The organism is Salegentibacter holothuriorum, assembly GCF_900168045.1.
Taxonomy (GTDB): Bacteria; Bacteroidota; Bacteroidia; order Flavobacteriales; family Flavobacteriaceae; genus Salegentibacter; species Salegentibacter holothuriorum.
On the sequence record NZ_FUYY01000001.1, the window covers coordinates 217781 to 233940 of the forward strand.

Consider the following 16160-nt stretch of genomic DNA (forward strand, 5'->3'; position numbering starts at 1 on the left):
ATACTGCTTACGATTTTTATAACTATCTAATAAAGCTTCAGTATTCAACGAGATTTAGCATTAAACCAACGCTAAATAAACTTTAACTTTTGGAATATGGTTTCCCGTAAAATATATTTCGAAAGAGAGCATATATTTGAAGTTTAGTTCGGTTTAAGAAACCACTTGAGTTGTAATACTTCCAACCTCGGGGGAATGAAAGGACTTTGTATCTATAATAATGCTGTAAACTGCAATAAAATTAGATCGGACTAAGGTTTTGAGATTCTATGTAGAAATATTATAAGGATAGTTTGATGAAAAGTATTATAATCTGGATGAAGTTTAATTGGCTCAAATTACTAATCGCTATTATTTCAGGATTAATTACTTATGAATTGCTCGATTGGATTTATGTCCAAAACATCCAATTAAATTAAAGAAAATCCCCTAAAAATAACCGGCCTATTATCCGAAAAAAAGGAGTAATTTTGCCGCTTATTTAAAATTAATAGGAATGAAGCGTGTAAATCAATATAAAAAGCTCTTTAATGTTGAAAAAGAGATAGACCTTAAAGAACTTAAAACCAGCTACCGAAACCTGGTTAAAGAATGGCACCCCGATAAATTTAGGGAAACCGATGAAAAGCACGCAGAGGCTGAAATTAAGAGTAAAGAAATTATAGATGGTTATCACTTTTTGGTAAGTATTGCTCCACAAACTATAGAAGCAAACCTGGAAGAATACAATAGAACGATAGGTGAAGCAGGAATTGCAGATTATCAGCATAAAGGAAACCTACTCGAGATATCTTTTACTAATGGAACTACCTACGAGTATTTTGGGGTAAACAAAAAATTATTTATCAAATTTATCAGTTCAGATAAGCAGGTAAGATTTGCTAAGAGAAATATTTATAATTCTTTTCTATATAGAAAATCTAAAAAAGATCTTGAGTTGGCAACAGCTTAAAAAATATCTTATACTTTATAATAGACCCATAGCATTGAAGCTGTGGGTTTTTTGTTTTCCAGCTATCCGAGATTTAAATGCTGTGAGTTTTTCAACTATATTAAATCATCTTACACCTACTAGATTCTTAGGTCTATTCACTAAATTTATGGTCACTAAATCTTAGTCTTGCGTTAACAATTGTAGACTATAAGATCTTTCCCAAAAGCTGTATTTTTGATTAAGTAAACTACCTCGGGGCAAGCCCACGAGGCATTCGTTGGAAACAAATTTTTAATTTCGAAGCAAGCGTCGGGGTATTAAACCCTTTGGCGGTGCCAATAAAGGATAAAAAATGGACAAATCTGAATATAAAATAAAAATTATAGGTGCAGGCCTTAGCGGACTTATCGCTGCCAAAGTATTGGAAGATCACGGCTACGCTCCAGAGATATACGAGGCTTCAGATAGTGTTGGAGGCCGCATTAAAACCGATCTGGTAGAAGGATACCAATTAGACCGTGGTTTTCAGGTATTGCTTAGTGCTTATCCAAAAGCATCTCAATATTTAGACTATAAAACTTTAGAATTACAAGAGTTATTGCCGGGCGCAGTAATTTATGAAAATGGTGCATCTAAAACTATTGGAGATCCATTGCGAGCTAAATCTTTAGTATTGCCCACAATTTTTTCAGGTATTGGAACATTTTCAGATAAATTGAAGATCTTAAATCTTTACACGGCTCTAAAAAAGCTATCGGTAAAAGCCATTTTTGAAAGAAAAGAAACGACTAGTTTAGCCTACCTTCAGGAGAAAGGTTTTTCCGAAGAAATTATAAATAAGTTCTTTAAACCCTTTTTTAGCGGCATCTACCTGGAACCTAATTTAGAAACTTCCAGCAGGATGTTTGAATTTGTTTTTAAGATGTTTGGAGAAGGCCTGGCGGTAATTCCGAAGAAAGGAATGGGAGAAATTTCAAAACAACTGGCGGAAAATTTAAAGAATACAAAAATTCATTTTAATACTCCTGTAAAACAGGTAAAAGAAGGTGAAATTATATTAGCGAGCGAAGAAGTGATTCATACCCATGCTACGATAATTGCTACTGAAGCCAGTGCGCTGGTAAGTAATTTGAAGAACCAGGAGACAGCATGGAAATCCTGTCATAATTTTTATTTTGAAACGGAAAAACGAGCTATAGAAAAGCCCATAATTGGTTTAATTGCAGATAAAGATGCTATTATCAATAATATCTTTTATCATACCGCCGTGGCGACTGAATCTAATGGTGGTAAGGAATTACTTTCGGTTACCGTAGTAAAGCAAACCGATTTATCTGAGACTAAGTTACAGAAAAAAGTGGAGCAGGATTTAAAGAAATATTGTGGAGTAGGGGATGCTCGATTTTTAAAACATTATTCTATTAAAAAAGCACTTCCCAAAATTGGTTCCTTACATTATGACATAGATCCAACCGAAACCCAGTTAACCGATACTATATTCCTGGCGGGAGATCAACTTTTAAATTCATCTCAAAATGCAGCAATGCTCTCAGGTGAACGTGCAGCTTTGGGATTAATTCAGGGCTTAAAGATTTAATTAATTATGTGCGCAAGACTTAGAAAAATAGCTTTAGGAGGAGGTTGCCACTGGTGTACCGAAGCTGTTTTTCAACAGATTCTTGGCGTAATACAAGTAGAACAGGGTTATGTGGCATCCACGGGAAAATACGCCGATTATTCTGAGGCGGTGATTGTTTATTGGGATGCTGATAAAATTTCTTTAGAAACTTTAATTGAAATTCATTTATATACGCACCAAAGCACCTCAAACCATAGTATACGTAGCAAATATAGATCTGCCATTTATTACTTTAACGAAAGCGATAAAATTAAGGCATTAGCAAGCCTAAAAATATTGAAAGCAGATTTTGATAAAGAGATTATCACCAAAGTCCTGCCATTTGCTTCTTTTGAAAGTTCTCGCGAAGAAATTCAAAATTACTATTTAAAAGGACCCGACAAACCTTTTTGCCGGAATTTTATAAACCCTAAGTTGGACCTTTTAAAACAACAATTTTTCAATTCCCTAAAATCTTAACGAAAATTGTGTTCTTTACAATCAATAGATTCTTCCAGGCAAAATTATAAAGTGAAATATATTGCTATAGCGATATACCCATTTAGAACAGCATAGCTAAAGGAAGGCAAAGATTGTAAAAATGAATCTTTAACCCTTAAACGAACACCAAATCCCAGTAGCATAAGCAGGGATAATCCTATAGCGGAAAAAAAACTTAATACAGGATTAAAAAAATAACCAGTAACAAGTCCAAGTGCTCCGGTAACCTGCAATGTGCCAACTAGTTTCAGATACTGGCTAAGTTTATAGCGTATAAATTCTTTTCTTATGCGTTCTACAAAAAAACAGCTAAATCCAAAGAATAAAAAAGAGAATGTTGAAATTAAGACCAGGATAGTTAGAAACGACATTTTTTTGCTATAAAAGTAATGGTTCTAATTGGATACTTGAGGTATTGTATAAAATACGTGGTATTCGTGTTGTAATTAAATAGCTATAATCAAAATAGCTGAATATATCTCATAATGTTTTGATCGATAAAAAACGTGCCCTGTAAAATAAAACCGCTGTTACATAAATGCTGACGATATAGATCTAAAGGCGCTATATCTGCATCTATGTAAAATAGAACAGAAAAAGTTCTATTCGCCGTTTTACTCATATATTATATTTGCACTATAATTTATATTATGTAAAATAGAAAATTTAATCCCAGATCTACTATTTATTTAGAACTATTCCTTAGCCTTCTCTTTAAGCTTACCTATTTTGCCCTGATAGGAAATAAAGGAACGCTGGCTACTATTTACCCTGGTATTTACAGTTCCTTCGGGATAAATGTTGATGGTAAAATCCAGGTCTTCACTATCCTGCCTGGCCGAAAATTCAATGATTTGTGTGTTTTTATTATCTCTGCTAATTTCAAGATCTTTTAAGGGTCCATTGTATATAATACCACCCTCATTATTATAACCACCTCCGGAAAAGCGTTCTCCAAAAAATGGTAGAAACAAATTCACTGAATCTTTTTTAAACCTTATGAAGTTCGGATTCCCAATAAGGTTAATACGACTACCACTCATGGGGTTTAACCAGTCGTGTTCTATTTCAAATTGGCGACTTTCTACCAATTGATTGGTTTTTTCCACTTTGGCAGCATCTACGCTACTACCGCAATTTTGAAATAGAATTAGTGATAGTATTATAATTATATAGTGTGAATACCGTCTCATATATTTTATTATCAAGGTGTTAATACAAGTTACGAACTTTAAAAGGAGTTTAATCTTAATAGAATTCTAAATTATTTAATCGATAATCGGGATTTAAATGCTCCGAGGATTGTCTCGAAACCTAAAAAAAATGTATTAAATGTCTAGTTGACTTGACTGAAAGTAATTTACTTAAAAACATTCTTAAACCTTTCCTAAGAATGGCTTAATTGTTTGTATAATCGGTGAATAATAGGTTTCTTGGCACTACAAAATATTATTATTTATGGAAGCAATATATCAGTTTGTAAAACTAGAAAAAAGTGAAAGCCTACAGGAATTCGCACAAAAAAAATTGGATAAATTAGAAGTGAAATACGATTTTATCGTTAGAGCTGAAGTTTATTTTAAAAAGCAAGAAGGGCAAGATCCAAATGGCTATATATGTAATATTAAATTAAGTGTTCCAGGGCCACAACTTTTTGCCGAATCTAACGAAAATTCTTACGAGGCTGCGACAGCAGAAACTGTAAAAGATCTTGATAGGCAATTGGCTAAGAAAAAAAGCCAAATGAAAACACATGCTAATTAAACAGTAATAAACTATCTCGCGCTAGATTATCGCGTAAATTTTAGTTTAATGCATAAAAAACCCTGATGCTAAAAACATCAGGGTTTTTCAATTTTTTATAAATCTGTTTCAGTATCTAAGCTGAACCAATTCCAAAGGGAATTCTTATTTAGTATCAGTTTCATCAGCATCCATAGCCTGGCCTTCACCAAGTTCATTGGCCTCAATACGTTCTTTAAATTCGTTGATTATTCCACCTTTCATTAGAATATTAATTTGCCTATCGCTCATACTATGCCTGGTTTCAAAAGACACTTTCTCGCCATTAGCTTTTTTTACAATGACCTTAATATTATTACGGTTTTTAATGTCTTCCCTAAGATTTTTAAAGATCACCTGGTCGTCTTGTTCTATTTTATCGAAGTCTGAAATGTCGATAAACTCTAAGGGAAGAATTCCAAAGTTTACCAGGTTCTGCCATGCAATCCTTGCATAACTGTTGGCAATCACCGCCACCTGGCCTAAATATTTTGGGGCAATAGCAGCATGTTCCCTACTGGAACCTTGTGCATAATTATCTTTTGCCACAACTATATGCCCACCGTGTTCTCCTTTAGCTTTCATTGCACGATCATAGAAGGTTTCGTCAATTACTGTATAGGAGAATTTACTAATTTCCGGTAGGTTACTTCTAAATGGCAGCACCTCTGCTCCTGCCTTCAAAATTTCATCAGTCGAAATATTATCTCCCATTTTTAGCATAACAGGAACGCTGTAATGATCTTGCATAGGTTCAATATATGGAAGCGATTTAATGTTAGGCCCTTTTTGAAGTTCAACTTTAGAACCGTCTTCTGGCGGAGCTACTAACATATCATCTTTAATAATATGAAATTCGGGGTATTCAAACTTAGGATATTTCATATCGTAAAGTTTTTCCAAATCTCTGGGATCGGTAATTTTACCCGTTAATGCAGAAGCCGCCGCAGTTTCAGGGCTACATAAATGAACCTGATCGTCCTTGGTTCCAGAACGGTCCGGGAAGTTTCTTGGCATGGTACGTAAACTAATAGTACCAGATGCAGGTGCCTGTCCCATACCTATACAACCCATACAACCAGATTGATGAAAACGAGCTCCTGCCTTTATTAAGTTAGCAAAAGCCCGGTTATCTATCATATTTTGAATTATTTGTCTGGAGGTTGGGTTAACATCAAAAGACACATCACTACTCACCGCTTTATCTTCAACAATAGCTCCCGCGATCCAGAAATCTCTTAATCCCGGATTTGCTGAAGAACCAATAACCACCTGGCTAATGGGTTTCCCCGCAACTTCACTTACCGGTACAACATTCCCGGGGCTGGTTGGCAGTGCGATAAGGGGAACGAGATCGTCTAAAATAATTTCTTCATGAAGATCGTATTCACAGCCTTCATCAGCTACTAATTCTCTCCAGTCGTCCTCTCTTTTCTGAGATTTCAGGAATCTTTTTGTTTCTTCATCACTGGGGAAAACAGTGGTTGTAGCACCAAGTTCTGCACCCATATTGGCAATCACGTGGCGATCCATAGCGCTTAAATTTTTAAGGCCATCACCATAATATTCTATTACTTTTCCAACTCCACCTTTTACATCGTGGCGACGTAACATTTCAAGAATTACATCTTTTGCACTCACCCAATCCGGTAAATTCCCGGTAAGTTTAACACCCCATACTTCGGGCATTTTCACAAAATAAGGCTGGCCCGCAATTGCGGCCGCAACATCAAGTCCGCCAGTACCAATGGCGAGCATTCCTAAAGATCCTGCTGCAGGGGTGTGACTATCTGAACCAACCATGGTTTTTCCCGGTTTACCAAAGCGCTCCATATGTACAGGGTGACTTACACCATTTCCTGGCCTACTATACCAAAGTCCGAATTTTTGCGCGGCTGAAAGTAAAAACAAATGGTCATCGGCATTTTTAAAATCGGTTTGCAGTAAGTTGTGATCTACATATTGAACTGCAACTTCTGTTTGTGCTTTATCTAATCCCATAGCTTCTAATTCCAGTTGCACGAGTGTTCCTGTTGCATCTTGAAGCAAAGCCTGATCTATTTTTATTCCAATTTCTTTTCCCGGAATCATTTCTCCTTTGAGTAAATGCTCCTTAATTAATTTTTGAGTTACGTTTAATTTAGACATAATTGGTTAATTTTAAGCTTTAAAATATTACAATTTATAGGATATGTAAGCGCGTTTAACATTATCTTATATCTTAAAACCAAGACTTAACTTCTTTATTAGTGAAAAACTTCGGGGCAAGCTCACGAAGCATTGTTATTGGAAAATATAATCTGATTTCGAGGCAAGCCTCCGAGCATTTAATCTCGATTATCGAGTAAAACTTTGCTAAATAAAAAAAGCCATAAATATAGAAGGTACTCCTTCCCTATTTATGGCAGTTTTCTAAAAAGCCGTTTGAAAAATAACCATTGGAATATTCTGAACTCCTGGTTGTGAAATACTCTACCGGTTATTTTCGAAACAGCTTATTATATTTTTATTTCTTACTTAGTGAATTTAAAATATCGGTTTGTTGACCTTCTTCAATATTAAAGCCCGGTTTCCCTTTTCTAGGGAATAAATAAGCGAACTCTTCATCAAAAGCGCTCCAGCTTCCAGCCAAACCAAAATCGTCGTTAGATTTATCCATTTTTGGTCTTTTAAAAGTATTTAGATCAGAATCATAAGTAGAACCTTCAGCATCTTCACCCGGGAACAACATGCCATCATTAACTTCAGAATAAATAATAACAGAAGCTCCACCGTTTCCAGGCAGATCAAATACTTTTAGACCAAAGTCTTTTAGCACACCTTTTCTTTCGGTGATATCTTTTGTTTTAAAACTGTCTTTAAAATTATTGCGTGGATGTGCAAAGATTGGTGCGCCGCCGGCATCTTCAGAAATTGTTTTTAAATCGGCGTAGGCATCTTTTAAAATATGATCGCAGGTAATTAAAATACCTTTTATTTTATAGCCATCATTTACCAGTTTTTTTACCGCCTCTTTGGTAGTTTCTTCAACCACATCAATAAGTAAAATATCCTGTCTATTTATATGTCTAATGGCATAACCCTGGTTAAAAACACCATCTTTTTCTTCACCTTTTATAATAAAAGTATCCGGTATTAATTTTAAAAATTTACCGGTTTCACCTTTTTGAACAAATTCGGCACTTTGGCTGTGCAGCACTTCCATCTTATCAACAGTCTTCATAATCAAAATCGTTTTATAATTAGTTGTTTCAAGATACAAATAAGGTGAGGCTTTCACAATGCCGAAATCAGGTTTTAGGACATATTTAACGAGAGCGCATAGGCTGAATAATTCCCATGATGGGAAAGGCTAAATGGAATTTGCAGATTATCACCCAGATAAGTTATAAATGGAATTCCCTGTATACTTTTACTAATGTTAATAGATGCTAATGGAAGAGAATAATGTTTAGCTATGTTTTGAAGCAGCAAGGAACGAATATTTTCTTTTTCTGAAAAATATGAAAACTCGGTATTGGCAGTATAACTATGAATTTTACTCGGGAATAATTCTGAAGTTGTTTCAAAAGCTTCATCTTTAAAGGAGACCTCCCCCCTCGCCTTTTCTGAAGTTAATTGAGTCAACGTACAATTAAAATGCCTGGGATTATAAAATCGATCTAGCTTATATTTTCGCTGTACAGCTTTATAGACCGCTTCTTTCATACTCCACAATAGCCATAGGCTTGATTCCCTATTTTGACTGCATTCAATAAAACTTTGTTCTTCTTCCGTAAATAACTTCTGAATAAAGCCCTGCCGTTGCCAATTACTTTGTTTGTGTGCTAAATTTAGATCAATTATATCGTTACCTATCACGCTGAAGCCAGTTTGCGCTCAATGATGTTTTTGGCATCGCCTACAGTCATCATTCCATTCATAGAATCGTTGTCTATTTCTATATCAAACTCGTCTTCCACATCTAAAATAACATCTACCAGGTTGGCCGAATTTACTTCCAGGTCTTTTATGAAATCGGTTTCTTCATTAAAATTTTCCAGCCCTTCTTTTCTTTGAACATAAGGGCTAACAATTTTTTTTAGGGAGTCTAATATTTCTTTTTCTTTCATTGGTTTAAAGTTTATGCCTCAAAGGGAATTTGTCACAGTCTTATAATCATTGCTCTGTGTTGCATTATTTGCGTCCTGCATCATGCTGGCTTCATTTCTTAATAACTTTTTTTGAATCCGAATTTTATATCTTTTTAAAAATAACCACTGCGTTTACATCTCCAAAACCAAAACTGGATTTTGCCAGAATATTCACAGGTTTTTCTAAAGTTTTACGCGGCACTTTTTCTTCGGAAATCAGTGCTGAAATTTCAGGATTAAGATCTTCACAGTTAGTGTTTCCGAAGATAAAATTTTTATCTATTTGCAGCACGCTGGCCACACATTCTATACTTCCCGAAGCTGCAAGGCAATGACCCGTCATTCCTTTTAATGAATTTATATACGGAAAATCATCATTTTTCAAGGCTGTTTTCCAATTTTCTATTTCCGTTGTATCTCTTGTCGTGGCAGTTAGATGTCCATTAATCACATCAATTTCTTCTGCTGAAATTCCCGAAAATTGAATTGCATCCTTAATACACCTAATTACCGCTTCACTATTGGCGGCGGTCATACTTCCACCGCCACGTTGACCTCCACTATTCGCAGCTCCTCCTAAAACCTCACAATATATTTTTGCGCCTCTAGCTTTAGCCGTTTCGTAATCCTCCAGCACCAATGCTCCTGCTCCACTTCCCGGCACAAAACCGGCGGCTGATGCGCTCATTGGGCGGGAAGCTTCGGTAGGATTTGCATTATATTTTGAAGGTAAAATACGCATCGCATCAAAACCACCCCAAATATATGGACCGTGATCGCTGCAACTGCCTACCAGCATTCGCTTGGCTTTCCCGGCGGCAATTCTTTCAAAACCCATCAGCAAGGCTTCTGTACCTGTTGTACAGGCCGATGAGTTAGTGGTTACCTGGTTGCCACAACCTAATTTTCCGCCTAAATAAGCGCTAATTCCACTTGCCATAGTTTGCATCACGCTGGTGCTGCCTAATCTTCTGGTTTTCCCGGCATCTATTAAATGAATCGCTTCGCGGAATTTATCAACTCCTAAAATTCCTGTACCGAAAATGATTCCGCTGTCCCAATCTGGTTGTTCGTTCTCTTCAATTTTTAGTCCTGCATCTTTCCAGGCATCTGTTCCTGCAATTACTCCATAAACAATCCCGCTGGAATTGAGTCCGCGTAGCTGCAAGGGCGTAAAATATTCTGCTATTTTTTCTTCTGAAATTTGTGGTTTTCCTGCAATCTGGCAACTGAAGTTTAAATCTTTCAGTTCTTCTTCAAATCTAATCCCGCTTTCTCCATTACGAATCGCATCTTCAAAATTGGCTAAACCTACCGCATTTGGTGCAACCACTCCCATTCCTGTAACAACTACTCGTTTTTTCATTAAAAAGCTTTCTAAACAGTTTTACGCGATAATCGAGATTTAATGTTCCGAGGCTTAACTCGAAACCAACGATAAATTTCTTATTTAATTTTTCCTGGAATTGTCCCCAGCTAGTTTACTTTTTATCATTCCGGCGATCTTTCCACGACAGATTAATTTTTCTGTTTTATCATACATTCTTACTTCGCATTTTAGTTTATTGAATCTAAAAAACAACTTTTCAGAAACTACTTTTACCGTTTCCCCCGGAAAAACCGGCAGGTAAAAATCAACTTCCGAAGAACTCATGGCCAGTTCAATTTCCTGTGATTCGTTTACCTGATCTTCAAGAAGAAAAATTCCCAGGGAAACCACACCAATTTGCGCCATACATTCGGTTAAAATCACGCCTGGGGTTACCGGATTATTCTTAAAATGACCTTTATAAAAAAAGGAATCTACCGGAAAGGTATAGAGGCCTTCTGCAGATTTCTCATCCACTTTTAATAACTCATCTACAAATAGAAATGGTTTGGTGTACGGCAGCTTTTGGAGGATATTGTTATAATTCACGCAGTATTTATTTTAAGTGTTCCCCGCCATTAACGGGAATAATGGTTCCGGTAATCCAACTGGCTTCGTCTTTACTCAATAAATAGACAACATTTGCAACATCTTTAGGTACAGTAAGTCTTTTAAAGGGATTATGCTTTAGAGCGTGTACTCTCAGAGTTTCATTACCGGGAATCATTTGAAAAGACCGGGTAACCGTGACACCAGCCTGAATGCAGTTTGCTCTAATGCCGTGAGAAGCAAACTCCAGGGCAATACTTCTGGTTATGGCTTCCAGTGCAACCTTTGCTGCTGAAACAGCTGCATAATTAGCCCAGGCCTTTTTATTGCCTTCACTGGTAAAAGAAACAATCCTGGCATCTTTTGCAAAAAGTCCCGATTTGAAAATAGCTTTTGTCCAATCGTAAAGACTAATGGCCATTGCATCTATAGTAATCTGGAAATCTATATTTTCCAAAGTAGGCTCTTCACCTGTCATTGGCTTAAGATTTCCTTTAGAAATACTATGCACTAAAGTTCGTACTTTACCTTCTTTTCCAAGAATTTCAGAGATTTCCTCAATAAGTTCACCTCTTTTTTCAGCATTAGTGGCGTCAACATTAAAACTTTCAAACTTTACATCTTGCTCTCTAATATCTTCAAAAGCTTCTTCAATTTCAGCAATATCGGCTCGTCTGTCTCTATGAATAATTATTATATTCATTCCGTGATGCGCCAGTTTTCGGGCTGTAGCAAAACCAAGACCCGTACTTCCGCCTAAGATAATTGCCCAATAATTACGATCTTTAAAATCTGTTACCATTCCAATAAAATTCTTTGTGCCGAAAATCCCGGGCCAAAACTTAACATTAAGCCTTGCTCACCGGCTTTTGGCTGTTTTTTGATAAATTCCTCTAACACATACAGTACTGTTGCGCTACTCATGTTTCCGTATTGCCGAAGCACTTCTCGTGTTTCATCTATATTCTTCCCTAAGTTACCAAAAAGTTCTTCAACTGTTTGCACTATTTTCTTTCCACCCGGGTGAAATATTAGATGATCTACTTTTTCCATATTAGAATTGAATTTTTGCAGGAATGGATGTACAATTTCAGGGAAATGGGAGGCTATGGTTTGCGGTACACTTTCATCTAAGATCATTTTGAGTCCGTGGTTGGTAAGATCGAAACCCATAAGATGCGTAGCTTCATAAAAATGATACATTTCTTCACCTAAAATTTTAGGACCTGTTGCGTTTTCTTCAGAAGATAATAGCACACAGGCAGCGCCATCTCCAAAAATAGCAGCACTCACCATATTTGCCATAGAGAAATCGTCTAACTGAAAAGTAGCCGTGGGACTTTCTACTGCGATTACCGCGGCACGTTTTCCGGGATTGGCTTTTAGAAAATTTGCGGCATAGATTATTCCTGAAATTCCTGCTGCACAGCCCATTTCTGTAACGGGAAGGCGTGTTACATCCTGCTTCAGCTTTAAAGAATTAATTAGGTAAGCATCTAAAGACGGAATCATAATCCCGGTACAACTTACGGTGATTATAAAATCTATAGAGTTTGCTTCCCAGTCATTATTCTGCAAAGCTTTTTGAAGTACATTTTTACCTAATTTTTTTACTTCCCTTACATAAATATCATTCTTGTCTTCAAAGGAGGTGGCCGTAAAAACTTCTTCTGGCTTCATAATAGAGTAGCGTTTATCTACTGCAGCGCCCTCAAATATCTTCAGCACTTTTCTGCGATAACGATCCTCCTGCCCTTCCAGCCAGGTTTCTACGAGAGGAAGAATATCTTTGGTCTCCCGGGAATACTCCGGTAATTCTTTTTCAACGCCTACAATTTTTATACTCATATTTTTTCTTTCTGAATAATCCACTGGTAGCGAAATGCCCACTTCCAGCTAATTTGATGTTTGGTTTGAGGAAGTTTTTCTGCAAAAGCCTTTAGCTCTTCTTTTTTAAATCCGCGTAAAATAGAAATAAGCCCATCTTTACGGGCAATTTCATTATTAATAAACACAGCGCAAAATGCCTGAAATAACCTATAGGCTGCCTTAGATCGATGTAAATCGTTAATAACCACACCTAGTGTGGATTGTTGGTTAAATAGTTTTAGTAATTCTATGATCTCATCATTTTTAAAATGATGCAGGGTTAAGGTACATAAGATAATGTCGCAACTAAAATCTTTGAATTCTTCACTAAATATATCTAAAGCTAAAAAATCTATTTCTGGATAATTTGAAGATAATTTTTTTCCAATTTCAATCGCGTGAGTATTTGCATCAATGCCGGTAAGTTTAATCTTATAGTCATTTTTTCTTCCCCATTTTGCGATTTCCCTTAGTACAGCGCCATTCCCGCAGCCAACATCGGCAATATGTATCTTTTTAGTTTTTGGTTGATCTTCAACTATAGCCTTAACCGCATCTAAAGTGATCTTATTTCCGCCCAACCATTTATTGATATTGTCAAGATCCCGTAAAGTCTTATCGAGCTCCTGGCCTTTGAGGTCAAAATCGTCCATAATTTCAACCGCGTTGGTTCTTTTTGAAGTATCTATACTCATATTATTGGCTTCCCGTGAGTTTTACTGATAATTTTCCCTAACAAGTACGGAAAATTTTTTACCAGATTCTGTGAAGTTGAGGCTAAAATTGGATTTATTAGTATTGTTTGAAGCATTCGGCCTGTTTTTAATCTTTTGCTGAAATTGGCATTCCAGTTCTCCCGATATACATTTTCAAGATTTTCTCGGTCTATATTTTTTCCTTTAAAATTATTCAGAATTGCTTCCGAAGCTATTTTACCGCTATGAATTGCCATTGCCATGCCATTGCCACAAAGCGGATGAATTAGCCCGGCAGCATCACCAAGCATTAAAATATGATTTTTAATCGATGATTTTTCCTGAAATGAAATTTGGGCAATACTCAGATCTTTTTCAAAAACCGGTTGAACATTTTTAAAGAAATCTTTTAAATAGTTATTTTGAAATAGTACTTGTTCTTTAAAATCCTCGGTATTTTTATACTTTTTAAAACTTTTATAGGAAACCATATAACAGGCATTTACTACTCCGGTCTCGGTTTTTGACAATCCGCAATAACCTCCTTTAAAGTTATGGAGTGCTACCAGGTTTTCGGGAAAATCAGGAAACTCGTAATGGCCTTTAACGGCAAGCCAGGATGATTTCTCCTGGATAAAATCACGTTTAAGGCTTTTATCCAGATTAGATCTTTTTCCAAAAGCGCCCAATACAATATTTGCAGTTAATTCTTTTCCGGATGATAGAGTTACTTTGAATTCATCATCTTTAAAGTTGATATTTTCAACAGAATCCAAAATAGTTTTAGCTCCGCTTTCTTCAGCTTTACTTAAAAGATAACAATCTAAAGCATAGCGGCTTAATCCCATCCCGCCAAGGTTTAAAGGCGTTTCTATAGATTTTGCATTTTGAGTACTGTAAAGCAGATTCTTAATTCTTACGGGATTTAAGTCTTTTTCAAGATCAATATCAAGCGAATTAAAATAAGGCAGCACTTCGTTGGATAGGTATTCCCCACAAACTTTATGTCTTGGATAGGCTTTTTTTTCAATAAGTAAGACCTCTTTTCCGGCTCTGGAAAGATGAATAGCAGCAGTTAAACCAGCCAGGCCCGCACCTATAATAATTACTTGAAAGTCTGCCATTGGTTGAAGATAAATAAAAGCATAAAAAAATCCCGGAAATTTCCGGGATTTAATACTTGTTTGAGAACGTAAACATTAATTCTGTTCTTCGGCCTTTCTTCTGGCTTCTTCTTTTAATTCTTCATTAGCAACAATTGCTAATTCTACTCTTCTATTTTTAGCACGACCTTCGGCAGTTGAATTATCGTATTTAGGCTGAGATTCCCCATACCATTTGGTATTAAATCTACCACTACTTAATCCATTATTCACTAAATAGTTAGTTACAGCTTGCGCTCTATTTTTTGAAAGGGTAAGATTATAAGTTTCACTTCCTGTATTATCGGTATGACCCTCTACAAGAATATTAGAATCTGGATACTCCTTAAAAATATCAGCAAGCTTGTTTAGCGTTGCCTGGGATTTAGCGTTGATATTATATTTTTCGGTATCAAAATACACACCGCTACTTTCATCAAAAGTAACATTTATCCCTTCTCCCACTCGTTCTACTTCAGCCCCAGGAATTTCCTGTTCTATTTCCTTGGCTTGCTTATCCATTCTATCGCCAATAATTGCACCGGCAGCTCCACCTACAACTCCGCCAATAATGGCACCAAGTGCAGTATTTCCATCACCGGTATTATTTCCAATAACTCCGCCAATAACGGCTCCACCGGTAGAACCTATAACGGCTCCTTTTTGTTTATTATTCGCATTCTTAGTGGCTTCACAACTAAAAAGTAGGGTTGAAGCAAAAAGAATAACAAACATTCTGTTTATAGTAGTCTTCATAGTAAATTGATTTATTTAAAGTTTAGAAAAATTCATTCTAATCACAAACGGAGATCCTTCTAGCATAACAGATTGCTCCCATACCATTTGGTTTTCTGAAAGTGATTTTAAATTCATACGAAAGCCTTGATTTCCCGTTGTTGAGTTATAATCTTCATCTGTGGGTTTCAATAAGAAATCATAGATTCCTTGGGGCGTGTTTTCTTCGTCTATAGACCAGATAAAATAACGTTGACCCTGGCTACAATTAGTACCTTGAACGGAATATGCTCCCCTATTATTGTTAGAAACAAAATTCCAGCTGCTATTTTCAAAGCAAGAGGCATTAGCGTCATTTAATAAGGTTACATCAAATTCGCCAGAACTGTTTGGGTAGGTTACGCTGGTAAGTGTCCAGTTGCCATTAAACGTTTTTCTGGCTTCTTTTGCGGTTTTACTGGGACCACAAGCCACTAAAATTGCGGCTACAAAGCCAAGTATAAATATTTTTTTCATTATTAGTTATTTGTGTGAATTATTAGGGTTATATGTAAAAACCCAATGTTTGCCGATGAACATCTGGAGCAATACATTGGATTTAATTTATTTTTTTAAGTTGTTTTTACCTTCTAAATAATCGGCTTACTAAAGAGATAACCAGTAATACCAGAAAGATGTAGAAAATAATTTTAGCAATATCTGCAAAACCTTCTGCAACTCCACCAAAGCCAAAGATAGCAGCTACTAAAGCAATGATCAGGAAAATAACGATTAAACGTATCATAATATTAGAATTTTTGATTAGTTATGATCTAAATTACAGTAGGTCTAGA

19 protein-coding genes are annotated in these 16160 nt (G+C 36.1%); 4 read left to right on the forward strand and 15 right to left on the reverse strand.

Features of this window, described 5'->3' with window-relative positions; translation table 11 throughout:
• Positions 1-496: 496 nt before the first annotated feature.
• The 3 genes from B5X51_RS01005 to B5X51_RS01015 all read left to right on the forward strand — a co-directional run bounded on the left by B5X51_RS01005 (position 497) and on the right by B5X51_RS01015 (position 3032).
• Positions 497-952 carry a KTSC domain-containing protein gene (locus tag B5X51_RS01005; protein ID WP_079719004.1) on the forward strand — a complete coding sequence of 152 codons (456 nt, stop codon included), beginning with the start codon at positions 497-499 and terminating at the stop codon, positions 950-952.
• 334 nt (positions 953-1286) lie between these two features.
• Positions 1287-2531, forward strand: a complete 1245-nt coding sequence (locus B5X51_RS01010; RefSeq protein ID WP_079719005.1) for an NAD(P)/FAD-dependent oxidoreductase — start codon at positions 1287-1289, stop codon at positions 2529-2531.
• A 6-nt stretch (positions 2532-2537) separates the two neighbouring features.
• Positions 2538-3032: a peptide-methionine (S)-S-oxide reductase gene (locus B5X51_RS01015; RefSeq protein ID WP_079719006.1), complete on the forward strand. Its 495-nt coding sequence runs from the start codon at positions 2538-2540 to the stop codon at positions 3030-3032.
• Between the two features lie 44 nt (positions 3033-3076).
• On the opposite strand, the gene B5X51_RS01020 is transcribed toward B5X51_RS01015, so the two are convergent.
• Together B5X51_RS01020 and B5X51_RS01025 are read right to left on the reverse strand one after the other, a co-directional pair.
• Positions 3077-3424: a DoxX family protein gene (locus B5X51_RS01020; RefSeq protein WP_079719007.1), complete on the reverse strand. Its 348-nt coding sequence runs from the start codon at positions 3422-3424 to the stop codon at positions 3077-3079.
• 324 nt (positions 3425-3748) lie between these two features.
• Positions 3749-4246: a DUF4251 domain-containing protein gene (locus B5X51_RS01025; RefSeq protein ID WP_079719008.1), complete on the reverse strand. Its 498-nt coding sequence runs from the start codon at positions 4244-4246 to the stop codon at positions 3749-3751.
• A 265-nt stretch (positions 4247-4511) separates the two neighbouring features.
• Here B5X51_RS01025 and B5X51_RS01030 point away from each other — a divergent pair, with 265 nt between their 5' ends.
• Complete coding sequence (locus B5X51_RS01030) at positions 4512-4817, forward strand: HPF/RaiA family ribosome-associated protein (protein WP_079719009.1); 306 nt, start codon at positions 4512-4514, stop codon at positions 4815-4817.
• A gap of 144 nt (positions 4818-4961) precedes the next feature.
• Here the strand turns inward: B5X51_RS01030 and B5X51_RS01035 are convergent, their stop codons facing one another.
• The 13 genes from B5X51_RS01035 to B5X51_RS01095 all read right to left on the reverse strand — a co-directional run bounded on the left by B5X51_RS01035 (position 4962) and on the right by B5X51_RS01095 (position 16111).
• Entirely contained in the window at positions 4962-6983 is a 2022-nt protein-coding gene (locus tag B5X51_RS01035; RefSeq protein WP_079719010.1) for an aconitate hydratase, read from the reverse strand.
• Positions 6984-7341: 358 nt separating this feature from the next.
• Positions 7342-8058 carry an MBL fold metallo-hydrolase gene (locus B5X51_RS01040; protein WP_079719011.1) on the reverse strand — a complete coding sequence of 239 codons (717 nt, stop codon included), beginning with the start codon at positions 8056-8058 and terminating at the stop codon, positions 7342-7344.
• 74 nt (positions 8059-8132) lie between these two features.
• Entirely contained in the window at positions 8133-8696 is a 564-nt protein-coding gene (locus tag B5X51_RS01045) for a 4'-phosphopantetheinyl transferase family protein (RefSeq protein WP_079719012.1), read from the reverse strand.
• Complete coding sequence (locus B5X51_RS01050; protein WP_079719013.1) at positions 8693-8947, reverse strand: acyl carrier protein; 255 nt, start codon at positions 8945-8947, stop codon at positions 8693-8695. Before B5X51_RS01050 ends, B5X51_RS01045 begins: the two co-directional genes overlap by 4 nt.
• A gap of 124 nt (positions 8948-9071) precedes the next feature.
• On the reverse strand, positions 9072-10334 hold the full coding sequence (locus B5X51_RS01055) for a beta-ketoacyl-[acyl-carrier-protein] synthase family protein (protein ID WP_079719014.1): 1263 nt from the start codon (positions 10332-10334) through the stop codon (positions 9072-9074).
• 84 nt (positions 10335-10418) lie between these two features.
• Positions 10419-10886 (reverse strand): 3-hydroxyacyl-ACP dehydratase FabZ family protein, encoded by a 468-nt coding sequence (locus B5X51_RS01060; RefSeq protein ID WP_079719015.1) that lies wholly within the window; start codon positions 10884-10886, stop codon positions 10419-10421.
• Between the two features lie 7 nt (positions 10887-10893).
• A complete protein-coding gene (locus B5X51_RS01065) occupies positions 10894-11688 on the reverse strand; it encodes an enoyl-ACP reductase FabI (RefSeq protein ID WP_079719016.1) in 795 nt (264 codons plus the stop codon).
• The gene (locus B5X51_RS01070; protein ID WP_079719654.1) at positions 11682-12734 is read right to left on the reverse strand and encodes a type III polyketide synthase; all 1053 of its coding nucleotides are present in this window, start codon (positions 12732-12734) and stop codon (positions 11682-11684) included. The genes B5X51_RS01065 and B5X51_RS01070 overlap by 7 nt, the downstream gene beginning before the upstream one ends.
• On the reverse strand, positions 12731-13450 hold the full coding sequence (locus tag B5X51_RS01075) for a methyltransferase domain-containing protein (RefSeq protein ID WP_079719017.1): 720 nt from the start codon (positions 13448-13450) through the stop codon (positions 12731-12733). The genes B5X51_RS01070 and B5X51_RS01075 overlap by 4 nt, the downstream gene beginning before the upstream one ends.
• Positions 13447-14574, reverse strand: coding sequence for an NAD(P)/FAD-dependent oxidoreductase (locus tag B5X51_RS01080; protein ID WP_079719018.1), 1128 nt, complete (start codon positions 14572-14574; stop codon positions 13447-13449). The genes B5X51_RS01075 and B5X51_RS01080 overlap by 4 nt, the downstream gene beginning before the upstream one ends.
• A gap of 75 nt (positions 14575-14649) precedes the next feature.
• Entirely contained in the window at positions 14650-15348 is a 699-nt protein-coding gene (locus B5X51_RS01085; RefSeq protein WP_079719019.1) for a YiaD family glycine zipper/OmpA-like lipoprotein, read from the reverse strand.
• 15 nt (positions 15349-15363) lie between these two features.
• Complete coding sequence (locus B5X51_RS01090; protein ID WP_079719020.1) at positions 15364-15843, reverse strand: lipocalin family protein; 480 nt, start codon at positions 15841-15843, stop codon at positions 15364-15366.
• 106 nt (positions 15844-15949) lie between these two features.
• Positions 15950-16111, reverse strand: coding sequence for a DUF1328 domain-containing protein (locus B5X51_RS01095; protein ID WP_079719021.1), 162 nt, complete (start codon positions 16109-16111; stop codon positions 15950-15952).
• Between the last annotated feature and the right edge of the window lie 49 nt (positions 16112-16160).